This window comes from Dactylosporangium sp. CA-052675, from assembly GCF_050947935.1.
Lineage (GTDB): Bacteria > Actinomycetota > Actinomycetes > Mycobacteriales > Micromonosporaceae > Dactylosporangium.
Genome location: NZ_CP192010.1, coordinates 3,849,122 through 3,862,458, shown reverse-complemented (window position 1 = coordinate 3,862,458; position 13,337 = coordinate 3,849,122). Strand labels below are relative to the sequence as shown.

Annotated in this window: 13 protein-coding genes; 1 reads left to right on the top strand and 12 read right to left on the bottom strand. The window is 72.8% G+C overall.

The annotated features are described in order from the left end of the window. Positions 1 to 25 precede the first annotated feature (25 nt). The 7 genes from ACQP1P_RS17625 to ACQP1P_RS17595 all read right to left on the bottom strand — a co-directional run bounded on the left by ACQP1P_RS17625 (position 26) and on the right by ACQP1P_RS17595 (position 8,089). Positions 26 to 1,489, bottom strand: a complete 1,464-nt coding sequence (locus ACQP1P_RS17625) for a DUF1996 domain-containing protein (protein WP_433087750.1) — start codon at positions 1,487 to 1,489, stop codon at positions 26 to 28. Between the two features lie 198 nt (positions 1,490 to 1,687). After that, the gene (locus tag ACQP1P_RS17620) at positions 1,688 to 2,335 is read right to left on the bottom strand and encodes an MgtC/SapB family protein (RefSeq protein WP_433087749.1); all 648 of its coding nucleotides are present in this window, start codon (positions 2,333 to 2,335) and stop codon (positions 1,688 to 1,690) included. 185 nt (positions 2,336 to 2,520) lie between these two features. After that, entirely contained in the window at positions 2,521 to 2,889 is a 369-nt protein-coding gene (locus ACQP1P_RS17615) for a hypothetical protein (protein ID WP_433087748.1), read from the bottom strand. A 9-nt stretch (positions 2,890 to 2,898) separates the two neighbouring features. Beyond that, positions 2,899 to 3,249, bottom strand: coding sequence for a hypothetical protein (locus ACQP1P_RS17610; RefSeq protein WP_433090038.1), 351 nt, complete (start codon positions 3,247 to 3,249; stop codon positions 2,899 to 2,901). Between the two features lie 23 nt (positions 3,250 to 3,272). Further along, entirely contained in the window at positions 3,273 to 4,562 is a 1,290-nt protein-coding gene (locus tag ACQP1P_RS17605) for a condensation domain-containing protein (protein ID WP_433090036.1), read from the bottom strand. A 423-nt stretch (positions 4,563 to 4,985) separates the two neighbouring features. Then, on the bottom strand, positions 4,986 to 7,253 hold the full coding sequence (katG, locus tag ACQP1P_RS17600; protein ID WP_433087747.1) for a catalase/peroxidase HPI: 2,268 nt from the start codon (positions 7,251 to 7,253) through the stop codon (positions 4,986 to 4,988). After that, the gene (locus tag ACQP1P_RS17595) at positions 7,250 to 8,089 is read right to left on the bottom strand and encodes a YndJ family protein (protein WP_433087746.1); all 840 of its coding nucleotides are present in this window, start codon (positions 8,087 to 8,089) and stop codon (positions 7,250 to 7,252) included. Before ACQP1P_RS17595 ends, katG begins: the two co-directional genes overlap by 4 nt. Positions 8,090 to 8,317: 228 nt before the next feature. Between ACQP1P_RS17595 and ACQP1P_RS17590 the strand changes: the two genes are divergently transcribed. Further along, positions 8,318 to 8,710, top strand: a complete 393-nt coding sequence (locus ACQP1P_RS17590; RefSeq protein ID WP_433087745.1) for a hypothetical protein — start codon at positions 8,318 to 8,320, stop codon at positions 8,708 to 8,710. Between the two features lie 20 nt (positions 8,711 to 8,730). Here ACQP1P_RS17590 and ACQP1P_RS17585 read toward each other — a convergent pair whose 3' ends face one another. Genes ACQP1P_RS17585 through ACQP1P_RS17565 form a run of 5 tightly spaced genes read right to left on the bottom strand, consistent with a single transcriptional unit; the run spans position 8,731 to position 13,328 of the window. Next, positions 8,731 to 9,447: an ABC transporter ATP-binding protein gene (locus ACQP1P_RS17585; RefSeq protein ID WP_433087744.1), complete on the bottom strand. Its 717-nt coding sequence runs from the start codon at positions 9,445 to 9,447 to the stop codon at positions 8,731 to 8,733. Beyond that, positions 9,434 to 10,264 carry an ABC transporter ATP-binding protein gene (locus ACQP1P_RS17580; protein WP_433087743.1) on the bottom strand — a complete coding sequence of 277 codons (831 nt, stop codon included), beginning with the start codon at positions 10,262 to 10,264 and terminating at the stop codon, positions 9,434 to 9,436. The genes ACQP1P_RS17585 and ACQP1P_RS17580 overlap by 14 nt, the downstream gene beginning before the upstream one ends. After that, the gene (locus ACQP1P_RS17575) at positions 10,257 to 11,207 is read right to left on the bottom strand and encodes a branched-chain amino acid ABC transporter permease (RefSeq protein ID WP_433087742.1); all 951 of its coding nucleotides are present in this window, start codon (positions 11,205 to 11,207) and stop codon (positions 10,257 to 10,259) included. Before ACQP1P_RS17575 ends, ACQP1P_RS17580 begins: the two co-directional genes overlap by 8 nt. Continuing rightward, a complete protein-coding gene (locus ACQP1P_RS17570; RefSeq protein WP_433087741.1) occupies positions 11,204 to 12,079 on the bottom strand; it encodes a branched-chain amino acid ABC transporter permease in 876 nt (291 codons plus the stop codon). The genes ACQP1P_RS17575 and ACQP1P_RS17570 overlap by 4 nt, the downstream gene beginning before the upstream one ends. A 25-nt stretch (positions 12,080 to 12,104) precedes the next feature. Next, on the bottom strand, positions 12,105 to 13,328 hold the full coding sequence (locus tag ACQP1P_RS17565) for an ABC transporter substrate-binding protein (RefSeq protein WP_433087740.1): 1,224 nt from the start codon (positions 13,326 to 13,328) through the stop codon (positions 12,105 to 12,107). Positions 13,329 to 13,337 lie beyond the last annotated feature (9 nt).

Here is a 13,337-nt window from a genome sequence, read left to right as displayed (position 1 = left end):
GCGGCGGCGTGGAGCGGGTCGCGGATCAGCCGCCGGTGAACGACGGGGTGGTGCCGCACTTCGCCTTGGCGTCGAGGCACACCTTCACAAGCGGGCCGAGGTTCTCGGGCTTCCACGCGTTCATGAAGTCGCCGTGCATCGAGGAGGCCATGCCGGAGGAGAGCGCCAGCCCGTCCCCGCCCAGCGAGTCGTAGTTGACCATGAAGGACAGGTTGGGGATCGCGACCGGGTAGTCGCCCTGGCACTTGCCGTTGACGGCGTTGCCCATGTGCGACTTGTGGTCCGGCGAGTCGATGTGCTTGCCGTCCCAGCAGTCGGCGAAGGTCAGCTGGAAGATGAGGTTGCCGCCGGCCGCGCAGACCGGCCAGTTGCCGTCGGCGCTGCGGCCGACCTCGGCGCTGCCCGCGCACCAGAACTGCCCGTTCGCGCCCTTCGGCGTGGCGACCTGGCGCTTGGCGTCACCGGAGATCATGACCAGCCCGGGCGGGAACGGCATCGTGACCGACGGGTCGGGCAGGCGCGATCCGTAGTACACCCGGAAGCTCTTCATCTTGACCGGCTGGCCGTTCTTCTGCAGCTGCGGCACCCAGTAGGCGCTGTTGTCGCCGGGGGCGTTGCAGTTGGTGGTCTCGCCGAACAGGTCGGCCGGCTTGCTGGTCGCGGTGACCTTCGGGCCGAAGAACGTGTGCATGTGCGACGCGCCCGCCAGGCCCGGGAACACGATCGGGTCGTCCGGCGCCTCGCCCGACACCGAGCAGTCGGTGTGGAACTCCGAGACGCGGGTCGTGCCGGCCGGGACCGGCAGCTGCTGGAGCTTGTTGAACGCCGCGACCTGCTGCTGCCAGGCGGCCTGGTCGACGTCCACCCAGCCGGCGGTGCCGGTGCCCGTGCCGCCGGTGGGCGTCGAGGTCGGGTTGCCCCTGGTCGGCGACGGCGCGGCGGTGGTGGGCGGCGCGACAGTGGCCGTGGCCGGCGGGCGGCCGCCGCTGCCGAGCGTGAACCAGTTGATGTTGACGAAGTCCCACTGCTGGGCGCTCTTCATGACCGCCACGACGGTCTGCTTGCCGGCCGGCACCGAGGTGGCCGTCGCGGTGACGGTCCTCCACGACTGCCAGTTGCCCGTGTACGCGACCGGGAACGTGGCCAGCAGCCGGCCGGTGGGCGAGCCCAGGTGCAGCTCGATGGAGCCGCCGGCCTTGTTCTGGGCGGCGATGCGGACGCTGAGGTCGGCGCCGCCGAGGGTCACGTTGTCGTACTGCAGCCAGTCGCCGTCGGCGAGCCAGCCGACGTTCTTGCCGCCGCCGGTGTCCCGGGTGTTCTCGGTCTGCGCGCCGGACTGGGCCGAGAAGCTCTCGGCCTCGAGCTTCGGCGCCGTGCTCTCGTCCGCGCTCGCGGTCGCCATGTAGACGCCGCCGGCGCCGGCGGCGACGGCGAGCGCGGCGGCCGCGACGATGACACGGGTTCTCAGGCGGGTTCTCGCGTTGGGCATGTCGATCCTTCTCTGCCGGCTCGGGTGCCGCGGCCAGTATTCAAAGGGCTCGTATGCGCATTCAAGAGACCAAAGGAAAACTTAGAGAGCGCTCTCTGGAAGATCGTTGTCAGGCCCCATGACCAGACTCGATTACGTTTTTTGCCAAGTCCGTTCTTAAATCTTCTTTAGCGACGGTACGTGTACGCGCGAGAGCGTTCAGCGAGAGATCTCGACCCCTTGCACCCCGTCGAGCCGCCGCAGCGCCTCGGCGATCGCGGACAGCGAGGTGTCGTTGTCCCCGCGGGCGGTGAGCACGATCGACTGGTCGTGCCCGGCGTAGTCGATGCGCAGCACGTGCGCCGTCGGCAGCGTCCCCACCGCGGCCCGCTCGACCTCGTCCAGGGCGTGGTCGGGCGCCAGCGTCAGCGTGATCCGGATGCGGTGCCGGTCCGGCAGCCAGTTGGCCTCGGCCACCTTGAACAGCCACAGCGCGGCGAGCGCGACGGCGGTGACGACGACGGCGGCCCAGTAGAGCCGCAACCCGCTGGCCAGGCCGATCGCGGCGGTGACCCACAGCGAGGCGGCCGTGGTCAGCCCGCTGATGTTCACCCCCTCCTTGAAGATCGCGCCCGCGCCCAGGAACCCGATGCCGGTCACGACCTGGGCGGCGATACGGGTCCGGTCGGCGCCGAGCTCGAAGCCGGCCGCGGTGAACAGCGCCGCGCCGACCGCGACGAGCATGTGGGTGCGCAGGCCGGCGGGCTGGGCGCCGATCTCGCGCTCCAGGCCGACGACGGCCCCGAGGAGCAGGGCGAGCAGCAGCGGCGGGATGACGGTCCAGTCCATGACATCTTGTACCGTCACCGGGCCGTTCCCGCCACTCAGCCGCCGGGGCAGGTGTTGGTGCCGCCGCTGAAGACGACGCACTGCCGCCCCCGGGTCGGCTCCGGCTCGGGTCCCGCCACTCAGCCGCCGGGGCAGGTGTTGGTGCCGCCGCTGAAGACGACGCACTGCCGCCCCCGGGTCGGCTCCGGCTCGGGTCCCGCCACTCAGCCGCCGGGGCAGGTGTTGGTGCCGCCGCTGAAGACGACGCACTGCCGCCCCCGGGTCGGCTCCGGCTCGGGGGTCGCCAGCTGCCGGGAGCCGTTGAGGCTCAGGATGATCGCGGGCAGCACGGTCACCCCGGCGACGACGAGCGCGACCTGCGGCAGGCGGGCGACGCGCAGCCCGGCCGCGACCCCGGCCACGACGAGCGGCCCGGCGATGAGCACCCCCGCGAGGACGAACTCGAGGCGGCCGGTGACCGCGTCCGGCCCGGCGACCTCGACCACGCGGGCCAGGACGTCCCGGGTCAGCAGCGCGACCGCCGCCAGCCAGAGCACGCCGAGCCCGGCCGGGACCGTCCACCGCGCCGCCATGACGGCAATCTATCCGATCGCGGCCGGTCCGACGGCCCGCCCCGGGATCACCGACAGCTCCAGGGTCGCGGGCAGCTCGGCGACGCCGGGGCCGCCGGCGTCCACCCACCGCACCACGTCCGCCACGATCTCCTCGGCCAGCACCAGGCCGAACCAGACCGGTCGGGCGCCCGCGCGGCGGGCGGCCGGGGCCGGGTGCACGACGAGCACGTTGGACTGCTCGCACACGTCCAGGCACAGGCTCGTGCGGACCCGGTGCCGCGGCGTGAGCGCGGCCCGCAGACCGTCGAGCTGGGCGGTGTGGTCGACCCCCGGATGCTTGGCCGCGCTGCCGCAGCAGCAGTCGCGGCAGACGGTCAGCGTGCACCCGGTGTCGTCGTCGCTCACGCCCCCACGGTAGCCGGGGCCAGGGCGGCCTCGATCACGACCGTCTCCAGGTCGCGCGCGCACCGCTCGATGACGGCGGGGGCATAGCGGTGGGTGTCGCCCCACAGGGTGTACGCGATGCGCCCCGGCTCGTCCTCCAGGTGCAGGTAGAACGTGCCGTCGTAGGTGTCCTCGCGCACGCCCCAGCGCACGCTGCCCTCGGCCTGGGCGGCGCGGATCGCCCCGGCCGTGGGCGGCTCGCCGGTGGGGTCGTCGGTGCCGCGGCGGCGGTCGTTGAGGTAGCACGACCAGGCCTCCAGGTCGCGGCCCGCGGCGGCGCCGTCGTAGTAGCCGTGCTTGAGGGCCGCGAGCATCGCCGCCCAGGACCGCGCGACGACCTCGTCGAAGGGGGCGTCGGTGCCCAGCACGCAGAGGCCGAACTGCCGCAGGCTCGTGACCGCCTCCGCGAAGCCGGGCCGGAACCGGTTGCTGACCACGATCTGCACCGCGGCGGTCGCGATGCCGGTGGCGCGGGCCAGGGCGGTCGCGTACGCCGCGAGCAGGATCGGGCCGGAGGCGAGGCCGGTGCGGGCGGCGACGGCGCGCACGGCGAGGGCCAGGGCCGGCGAGGAGCACACGACCTCCCAGTGCCGCGGCGCGCCGAGGCCGGGATCGGCCGGCTCCGGGTGCGGGCGGGGCGGGACGCGGTCGAGCTGGCGCTCCCAGTGCCGCAGCGCCTTCTCGCTCTGGCGCAGCGCGGCGGTCTCGCGCTGCCGCGCGGCGAGCTCCAGCGGCCGGACCCCCAGCACCGGCGCCGAGGGGTCGGCGAGGTTCGCGAGGTCGCGCACGATCGCGTCGATGCCGAAGCCGTCGACGAGGACGTGGTAGTACATGAGCACCACGTGCGTCGGCCGCGCACCGTCGACCACGACGCCCATCCGCACCGGCCACTCGCCGAACGGGTCGAAGTGCGTAGTCTGGTAGCGCACGCGCAGCGCCTCCGCCGTGACCGCCGCGTCCGCCCCGGCGGCGACGAGCTCCATCGCGATCTCGCCGGACCGGTGCACCTCCTGCCGCGGCGGCGTGTGCGCCCCGGTGCTCACGAGACGCGTGCGCAGGGCCTGGTGCCGGCTCACGATGAAGCGCAGCAGGCCGGCGAGGTGCTCGACCGTGTCGCCCGGGGCGGCCGGCACCGTGCCGCCGATGTTCATCGTCCGGCCGGTGCGCCGCATGAGGTCCCAGACGTCGCGCTGCCCCCAGGTCAGCTCCTCGACCCCGCCGCCGTCGCCCGCGAACGCCACCACCATCTCCACGCGGGCGAGTGTCCCGCCGCGCCCGGACCGGCCGTCAACGCCCGGGCCCAGGGCCGGGCATCGGCGCTGGTCGGACCTGAAAGTTTCGCGGGGTGCCTTTGGGCGGGCCGTCTGCGCACCAGGTTCACGGCGAGCAGGCTCAGCACCACCTGGTCGTCCTGGTTCGGCAGCCCGCCCCGCCCGGCGCCGCCCGCCCCGCCCGGCGCCGCCCGCCCCGCCCGGCGCCGCCCGCCCCGCCCGGCGCCGCCCGGTCCGGACGAGCGCCGCCCGGTCCGGACGAGCGACGTGCGGTCCGGGAGAGCGACGTGCGGTCCGGACGAGCGACGTGCGGGGGCGCCGGGCGAGATGCCCGGCGGCCCTTCCACGTGACTTCGCGACGACCAGGCCGTGACTGCGCGAGCGACGAGCAGCCTGTGACTACGCCAGGTCGGCCGTCATCACCTTGTTCCACGCGGCCACGAAGTCCGCGACGAACTTCTCCGCGGCGTCGTCGCTGGCGTAGACCTCGGCGAGCGCGCGCAGCACCGAGTTCGAGCCGAACACGAGGTCGACGCGGCTCGCGGTCCAGCGCACGGCCCCGTCGTCGGAGCGGCCCTCGAAGGACTCCTCGGCGTCCGAGGTCGGGGTCCAGGTGGTGCCGAACTCGAGCAGGTTCACGAAGAAGTCGTTCGACAGCACGCCCGGGCGGTCGGTGAAGACGCCCTGGGCCGAGCCGGCCGTGTTGGCGCCCAGGACGCGCAGGCCGCCCACCAGCACGGTCATCTCCGGCGCGGTGAGGCGCAGGAGCTGGGCGCGCTCGACCAGCAGCTGCTCGGCCGGGCGGCTGTGGCCCTTGCCCAGGAAGTTGCGGAAGCCGTCGTGCGTCGGCTCCAGCACCGCGAAGGACTCGACGTCCGTCTGCTCGGCGGTCGCGTCGGTGCGGCCGGGCGTGAACGGCACCTCCACCTCGACCCCGGCGGCCTTCGCGGCCTGCTCGACCGCGGCGGCGCCGCCGAGCACGATGAGGTCGGCGAGCGAGACGCGCTTGCCGCCGGCGTTGAACTCCTGCTGGATGCCCTCGAGCGTGCGCAGGACGCGGGCCAGCTGGTCGGGGTCGTTGACCTCCCACGCGTTCTGCGGGGCCAGGCGAACCCGGGCGCCGTTGGCGCCGCCGCGCTTGTCGGTGCCGCGGAACGTCGAGGCCGACGCCCACGCGGTGGCGACGAGCTCGGCCACGGACAGGCCGGAGCCGAGGATGGTGGCCTTGAGCGCGGCGATGTCGGCCGCGCCGATCAGCTCGTGGTCGACCGCCGGCACCGGGTCCTGCCAGATCAGCGGCTCGGCCGGCACCAGGGGGCCGAGGTAGTTGCGCAGCGGGCCCATGTCGCGGTGGGTCAGCTTGAACCAGGCCTTGGCGAAGGCGGCCGCGAACTCCTGCGGGTTGTCGTAGAAGCGGCGCGAGATCTCCTCGTACACCGGGTCGACGCGCAGGGCCAGGTCGGTGGTGAGCATCATCGGCGCGTGGCGCTTGCCGGCGTCGTGCGCGTCGGGCACCAGGTCACCGGCGGCCGGGTCGGTCGGCTTCCACTGCTTGGCCCCGGCCGGGCTGGTGGTCTGCTCCCACTCGAAGCTGAACAGCGTCTCGAAGAAGCTGTTGTCCCACTTGGTCGGCGTCGGCGTCCAGGCACCCTCAAGGCCGCTGGTGATGGTGTCGCCGCCCTTGCCGGAGCCGTAGCCGTTCTTCCAGCCCATGCCCATCTCCTGCAGCGGAGCGGCCTCGGGCTCGGGGCCGACGTGGCCGTCCGGGGACGCGGCGCCGTGGGCCTTGCCGAACGTGTGGCCGCCGGCGATGAGCGCGACCGTCTCCTCGTCGTTCATCGCCATGCGGCGGAACGTCTCGCGGATGTCCCGGGCCGCGGCGAGCGCGTCGGGGTTGCCGTTGGGGCCCTCGGGGTTGACGTAGATGAGGCCCATCTGCACCGCGGCGAGCGGCTTCTCGAGCTGGCGCTCGCCGTGGTAGCGCTGGTCGCCGAGCCAGGTGTCCTCGGTGCCCCAGTTGACCTGCTCGGGCTCCCACACGTCGGCGCGGCCGCCGCCGAAGCCGTAGGTCTCGAAGCCCATCGACTCCAGCGCGCAGTTGCCGGCCAGCACCATGAGGTCGGCCCAGGACAGCTTCTTGCCGTACTTCTTCTTCACCGGCCACAGCAGCCGGCGCGCCTTGTCCAGGCTGGCGTTGTCCGGCCAGCTGTTGAGCGGGGCGAAGCGCTGCTCGCCCGAGCCGGCGCCGCCGCGGCCGTCGGTGATGCGGTAGGTGCCCGCGCTGTGCCAGGCCATCCGGATGAACAGCGGGCCGTAGTGGCCGTAGTCGGCCGGCCACCAGTCCTGCGAGGTCGTCATGACCTCGGTGATGTCCGCCTTCACGGCGGCGAGGTCGAGGCTGGTGAACTCGGCCGCGTAGTCGAAGCCGCCGCCCATCGGGTCGGCGGCGGGCGAGTTCTGGTGCAGCACGCTCACGTCGAGCTGGTTGGGCCACCAGTCCTTGTTGGACCGGGCCTTCGGCGGGCGGACGGGCGCCTCGCTCGAGATGAGACCGTTGCTGTCACTTCCCACGGTGTTCTCCTGGGGCTCGGAATCCGGCGCGAAAGTCGCGTGATAGGCAGTACGAAAGACGCCCGGTAGTCTTCCGGGTTTTCTGGAATGAGTCAAGAAAACGCACCGACCCGCCGCCAGGCCAGCACCGAGCACAACGCGAACCCGAGCGCGTTGGCAACGCCGTGGGTCGCGACCATCCACGACGGCGACAGGCGGGGCACGGCCGTCACGTGGCCCAGCGCCCAGTCGAGCGCGAGCAGCATGGTCACGGCGAGGACCGCGGCCGACACGGCGAGCAGCGCCCGCGTGAGCGGATCCGCGATGGCGGGCCGCACCGTGCGCAGCGTGGTCCACGCGGCCAGCCACATCCCGGCCGTCAGCACGGCGGCCCCGGCGAGCTCGACCCACTCCCCCACGAAGAAGCCGGCGAGCACCAGCCCCGTACCCGCGGGCACGGCGAGCGCGGCGCCGCGCCCGGCACGGCTGCCGCCGTCGTACGCGCCGACGAGCCCGGCCACGAGCGCCGCCGCGAACCCGGCGTAGTGCAGGTGCGCCTCGGTCAGCGCCAGCACGTCGAGGCGGAAGCCCAGCAGCTGATACCCCGCGCGCTCCGCCACCAGCGCGCTCGCCGCCACCGCGGGCGTGGCGAGCGCCGTGCACGCCGCGACGCCGAGCCGCGGCCGGGCGCGCGCGAGCAGCGCGAGCGTGACGAGGAGGTAGAGCGCGGCGAGCCCGGCCGTCACCGGCCCGCGCGGCAGCCAGAGCGAGGCGGCGCCGGGCACGGCCCCGGCGAACCACCACGGGAGCCGGCCGGCGGGCCACGCACCGGGGATCAGGCGCAGTCCCAGCGGTACGACCACGAGCATGCCCAGCCCGACCAGCACGGCGACGAGCACGCGCGCCCACTCGGTCAGCCCCATGACGTCCTCCCCGATGTTGAACGTGTTCAACTTCCTCTCAGTAGACCACGATCGACGCATGGGGAGGCCCGGGCCGGGGCGGCGACGATGTGACGGTGATCGCGTCCGGGGGCGCACACCGATGGCCGCGCCGGAGCCGGCACGGCCATCAGGTGCGGGTGATGCGGGGGCCGCCGGGATACCGCCCCCCAATGTGAGGACCTGCTCACCAGACCTGCCGGTTAGCTACCCGGCATGTCACGTGTATTCGTTCGTATCATGCTGCTTGCCGGAGCCGGCATCGTCCTGCTCGTCGCCGGACCCGGAGTCCTGCCGAGCTGGTCCCATGTGACGGCGGGCCCGGCCCCGGCCAACGGGGACTGGTGGCCGACGCCGTTCCCCTCGCGCACCCACGAGTCCAAGTCGCCGACGCCCAGGCCGAGCCGGTCCCCGTCGAAGTCGCCCAGCAAGTCGCCGTCGATGTCGCCGTCCAAGTCGCCGACCCAGTCGCCGTCGCACACCGTCACCGCGTCGCCGACGTCGCTGCCCGTCACAGGCGGCGCGACGAGCGGCACGCTCACCGGGCTCGTCGTCGCCGGCGTCGCCGTCACCGGGGTGGGCGGCCTGCTGGTCCGGGCCGGACGCCGCCGGCAGCGGTCCAACGCCTCCTAGCCGGGCCCTCAAGAGCACCGTCAGACGGCGCTCTTGAGGACACCCATCTTCGCCTGGTACACCGCGTCGAGCGCCTTCCCACCGGCCTCGCTCGCGGCCACCGTCTCGCCCCGCACCAGCACGTAGCCGCGGTCCACGGCGCCCCGAACGGCGCCGAGGGCCGGCTCGGCCATGAGCACCGCGACGCCGTCGCGCGCCAGCTGCGTCACCGTGCGCAGCAGCTCCTGGACGATGAGCGGGGCGAGCCCGGTCATCATCTCGTCGAGCAGGAGCACGCGCGGCGAGCCCATGAGGGCCCGGGAGACGACGAGCATCTGCTGCTCGCCGCCGGAGAGCACGCCGACGAGGCTCTTCAGCCGGGTGCGCAGGATCGGGAAGCGGTCGATCGCGGTGTCCACGGCCGAGCGGGGCAGCCGCAGCAGCTCCGCCATCACCTGCAGGTTGTCGGCGACGTTGAGCTTCGGGAACAGCTGGCGGCCCTGGGGCACGACGGCGATCCCGGCCCGGGCGCGCGCGGCGGGCTTGAGCCGGCTCACGTCCTCGCCGTCGAGGAACACCTTGCCGGTGGCGGCGACCGAGCCGTAGGCGGCCAGCAGGGCACTGCTCTTGCCGGCGCCGTTGGGGCCGACCAGCGCGGTGACCTGGCCGCCCGGCGCGGTCAGGTCAAGGCCGGTCACGGCGCTGGCGTGGCCGTAGCGGACCGTCAGGCCCTCGAGCCGGAGCTCATGAGACGACATGGGATGCGTCCTCCTGATCGTCCTGCGAGGCGCCGTCTGCGGCATCGTCCGATTCGGCGACCCCGAAGTACACCTGCTGCATCTCGGGGCTGCCGAGGCACTCCTGCGGGTTGCCGTCGAACACGGCGCGGCCGCGGTCGAGCAGCATGATCCGGTCGACCAGGCCGGCGACCAGGTCGACGTTGTGGTCGACCAGGATCACCGCGTGGCCGCGGCGCTGCACCGTGCGGACGACCTCGACGATGCCGTGCACACCGCTGGCGTCGGAGCCGGCGAAGGGCTCGTCGAGCAGCAGCACGAGCGGGTCCTGGCCCAGCGCGCGGCCGACCTCGACGAGGCGCTGCTCGCCGAGGGACAGGTCGCCGGCCGGGCGGTCGAGGCGGTCGATCCCGAGCTCGTCGGCGAGCTTCGCCACGGCCTGCGTGTCCGCCGCCAGGTGCGGGCGCAGGGCGCCGGCGAAGCTGCCGGCGACCATCTGCCACACGGTGCCGTGGCGGCGCGCGGCCCGGCCCAGCAGCAGGTTCTCGGCCACGGTGAGGTCGAGGGCCAGCTGCGGGTACTGGAACGTGCGCGCGAGCCCGGCCTTGGCGCGCCGGGCGGCCGGCCCGGAGAGCCGCTGCCCGCGCAGGGTCAGCTCGCCCTCCGTGGCCGGCTGCGCCCCGGAGATGAGGTCGACCAGCGTGGTCTTGCCGGCGCCGTTGGGCCCGACCAGGCCCAAAATCTCGCCCGCCCGCAGCTCGAACGAGACGTCCTGCAGGGCGGTGACCCCGCCGTACCGCTTGGTCAGCCCGGAGCCGACCAGCAAGGTCTCAGCCACGTCTTCCCCCCACGAGTCGGGCCAGCCGGCTGGCGTAGCCGATCACGCCCTGCGGCGCGAGCAGCAGGATCACGAGGACACCCAGCGCGAGGATCAGCGTGCCGCTGGTCTGCACCGCCGGGAAGTTCAGCGTCAGCTCGACGGCGATGACCGCGCCGAGCACGGCGCCCCACGGGGTCGCGGAGCCGCCGATGAGGGGCATGAAGATGGCCAGGAACACCAGGTTCAGCGTGAACGTGTCGGGCGTGACGCTGCCGGCCGAGTAGGTGAACAGCCCGCCGCCCACGGCCGCGATCGCGGCGCCGATGGCCAGCGACACGAGGTTCATCACCGACACCCGCACCCCGGACGCCTCCACGGCGCGGGGCGCGTCGCGCATGGTCCGCACGATCACGCCCCACGGCGACATCCGCAGCCGGTCGAGCAGGAACGCGATGACGCACACGACGACCAGCGAGCCCACCACGACCTGGTAGTGCGAGGGCTCCCAGCCGAGGATGTTGAGCTTGCGCAGCGAGCCGAGGCCGCCGGAGCCGCCGGAGAGGCTCTCGGCGTCGACGAGCAGCGCGGTGAAGGCCATGCCGAACAGCAGCGTGACCGCGGCCAGGAAGAACCCGGACAACCGCCGGGTGGCCAGGCCGAGCAGCACCGCGACGGCGGCGGCGACGACCGGGCCGGCGATCCAGGCCAGGATCAGCGGCAGGCCGGTGCGCGAGGACAGCAGGCCGACCGCGTACCCGCCGATGCCCGCGTAGGCGCCGTAGGCCATCGACAGCGAGCCGGCCATGAGGTACGGCACGTACATCCCGAGCGCGATGAGCGCATAGGTGGCCGTGGTGGTGATCAGGGTCTGCTTGTAGCCGTCGGCGCCGACCCACACCAGGATCAGGGCGGCGCCGACCAGGCCCAGCAGGAGACCGAAGGACCCGGGAACCCGCTTCATGCTCGAATCCTCCGTACGAACAGGCCACTCGGCTTGAAGGCGAAGAACAGCAGGGCGACGAGCAGCAGCCCGTAGACGTGGGACTGGCCGCCGAAGTAGTACGGGACGAAGACCTCGACCAGCCCGAGCAGCAGGCCGCCGACGAGCGGGGCCCAGACCGAGCCGGTGCCGCCGACCACCATCGCCAGGAAGCCCGACAGTGCCCAGCTCAGCCCGGACAGGGAGCTCACGCCCGCCTTCGGGGCGAACAGCAGGCCGGTGATGCCGGCCAGCAGCCCGGAGACGAGGAAGGCGATGAGCCGCACCCGGTTCACCGGCAGGCCCAGCAGGCCCGCGGCGTGGGTGCTGTCGCCGACCGCCCGCAGCAGCCGCCCGGTCCGGGTGTACCGGATCCACAGGGCGGCCGCCGCGAACGCGACGACGGTGAAGCCGAGCAGCAGCACGGTGCTGGGCTGCGCCACGGTGTCGCCGAGGGGCACCGGGTCGAACGTCAGCAGGGCCTGGCCCGGGAGGGTGGTGTAGCCGAAGAGGTAGCCGCCGAGCTGCTGGATGGCGAACAGGACCGCGGCGACCGCGACCAGCGCCGGCAGCTCACCGCGCCCGGCGCGCCGCTGCACCTGCCGGACCACCGCGAGCTCGGTGACCACCGCCAGCGCGGCGGCCACGAGCACCGCGATCGCGGCGGCGGCCCAGACGTTCATGTCCTCGTAGAGCACGAGGTAGGACGTGCACAGGCCGCCGACCATCGCGTACGGGCCGATGGCGAAGTTGAAGAACCCCGCCCCGACCAGCACCAGGTAGTAGGCCAGCGCGAGCAGACCGAAGAAGCATCCCATCTCCAGCGCGGACAACCACAGCTGCAACTGGCCCACGACGTAGCCTTTCTAGCGGGTGGGGTTACTTGTTACACGGAGGCTGGAAGGTGGCCCAGGGGCCTTTCGGCTTGTTGTCCGAGCCGAACTCGACCAGAGACAGGCCGCACGGCCCATCGGCGCCCAGGTGCTTGCTGGCGCTGAAGCTGAGCGTGAAGTTGGCCTGGCCGAACGTAGCCGGGTAGGCCTGGACGCTCTGGATGGCCTCGTTGAGCTTCTTCGAGTCGTCCACGCCGCCGGCCTTCTCGATGGCCTGCTTCAGCACGTGCACGGCGTCCCACGCCTGGGCGTCGTACGCGGTGATGTCGTAGTCCTTGCCGTTCTTCTCCTGCAGGAGCTTGATCAGCTCCTTGGTGCGCGGGTTCTCGGTGTTGATCGAGCCCATGAAGATGAGCCCGTTGAGCGCACCCGGCGAGGCCAGCTTCCACGAGGACGGCTGGTTGCCGATGGAGGCGAGCGAGAAGCGCTTGGTGCCGGCCATCTGCGTGCCGAGGGTGTTCTGCGCGAGCACCTCGAAGGCGCCGCCGACGCTCGTCACGAGCACGGCGTCCGGCTTGGCGTTCTTGAGCCGCGCCACCTGCGCCGACAGGTCGCTGGCGTTGGCCGCGCCCTTCTCCTGGGCCACGAACTGCACGCACGTCATCTGCGCGAACAGGGCCTTGTCGAGGGCCGCGATCGTCGTGGTGTCGTCGGTGAGGACGCCGATCTTGGTGATGCCGGCCGCCGCGAACGCGCCGCAGTAGACCTGGGCCCAGTCGTTGGTCGTGTTGGCCAGCATGTAGATGAGCTCGTTGTCCGGCGGCGTCACGAGCGTGGCGGTCACGCCGGTCGGGGCGATCGCGGGCAGGCCGAGCTGCGTGAGCGTGGACTTGGCCTGCAGGATCGCGGCGCTGCCGCTCTGCAGGAACAGCGCCTTGGCGCCCTGGCTGGCCAGCTTCTGCAGCGTCGCCGGCACCTTGGTCGGGTCGGACTCGTCGTTCTCGACGACGAGCTTGAGGGGCCGGCCGAGGACCCCGCCCTTGTTGTTGATCTCCTGGATCGCGAGGCGGATCGTCTTGCCGGCGATGACGCTGTACGCCGCGCCGGAGCCGGTGCTGTCCTCGTCCATGCCGATGATGATCGGCTCGCCGGTCGCGGTGCCGTTGCTCGGCTTCTCGTCACCCGCCTTGTCGCCACAGCCCGCCAGCGCGAGCGCCGTGAGCGCCAGGCCGACGACGATACGACGAGACCTCGTCGCTAAAACGCCCATGTCTACCCC

Bases quoted from the DNA above. Each gene is read 5' to 3' on its own strand.
- ACQP1P_RS17615 (WP_433087748.1), bottom strand. From the start codon at position 2,889: ATGGCGGCGCGGTGGACGGTCCCGGCCGGGCTCGGCGTGCTCTGGCTG.
- ACQP1P_RS17625 (WP_433087750.1), bottom strand. From the start codon at position 1,489: ATGCCCAACGCGAGAACCCGCCTGAGAACCCGTGTCATCGTCGCGGCC.
- ACQP1P_RS17590 (WP_433087745.1), top strand. From the start codon at position 8,318: ATGCTGCTTGCCGGAGCCGGCATCGTCCTGCTCGTCGCCGGACCCGGA.
- ACQP1P_RS17585 (WP_433087744.1), bottom strand. From the start codon at position 9,447: ATGTCGTCTCATGAGCTCCGGCTCGAGGGCCTGACGGTCCGCTACGGC.
- ACQP1P_RS17605 (WP_433090036.1), bottom strand. From the start codon at position 4,562: ATGGTGGTGGCGTTCGCGGGCGACGGCGGCGGGGTCGAGGAGCTGACC.
- ACQP1P_RS17575 (WP_433087742.1), bottom strand. From the start codon at position 11,207: ATGAAGCGGGTTCCCGGGTCCTTCGGTCTCCTGCTGGGCCTGGTCGGC.
- ACQP1P_RS17565 (WP_433087740.1), bottom strand. From the start codon at position 13,328: ATGGGCGTTTTAGCGACGAGGTCTCGTCGTATCGTCGTCGGCCTGGCG.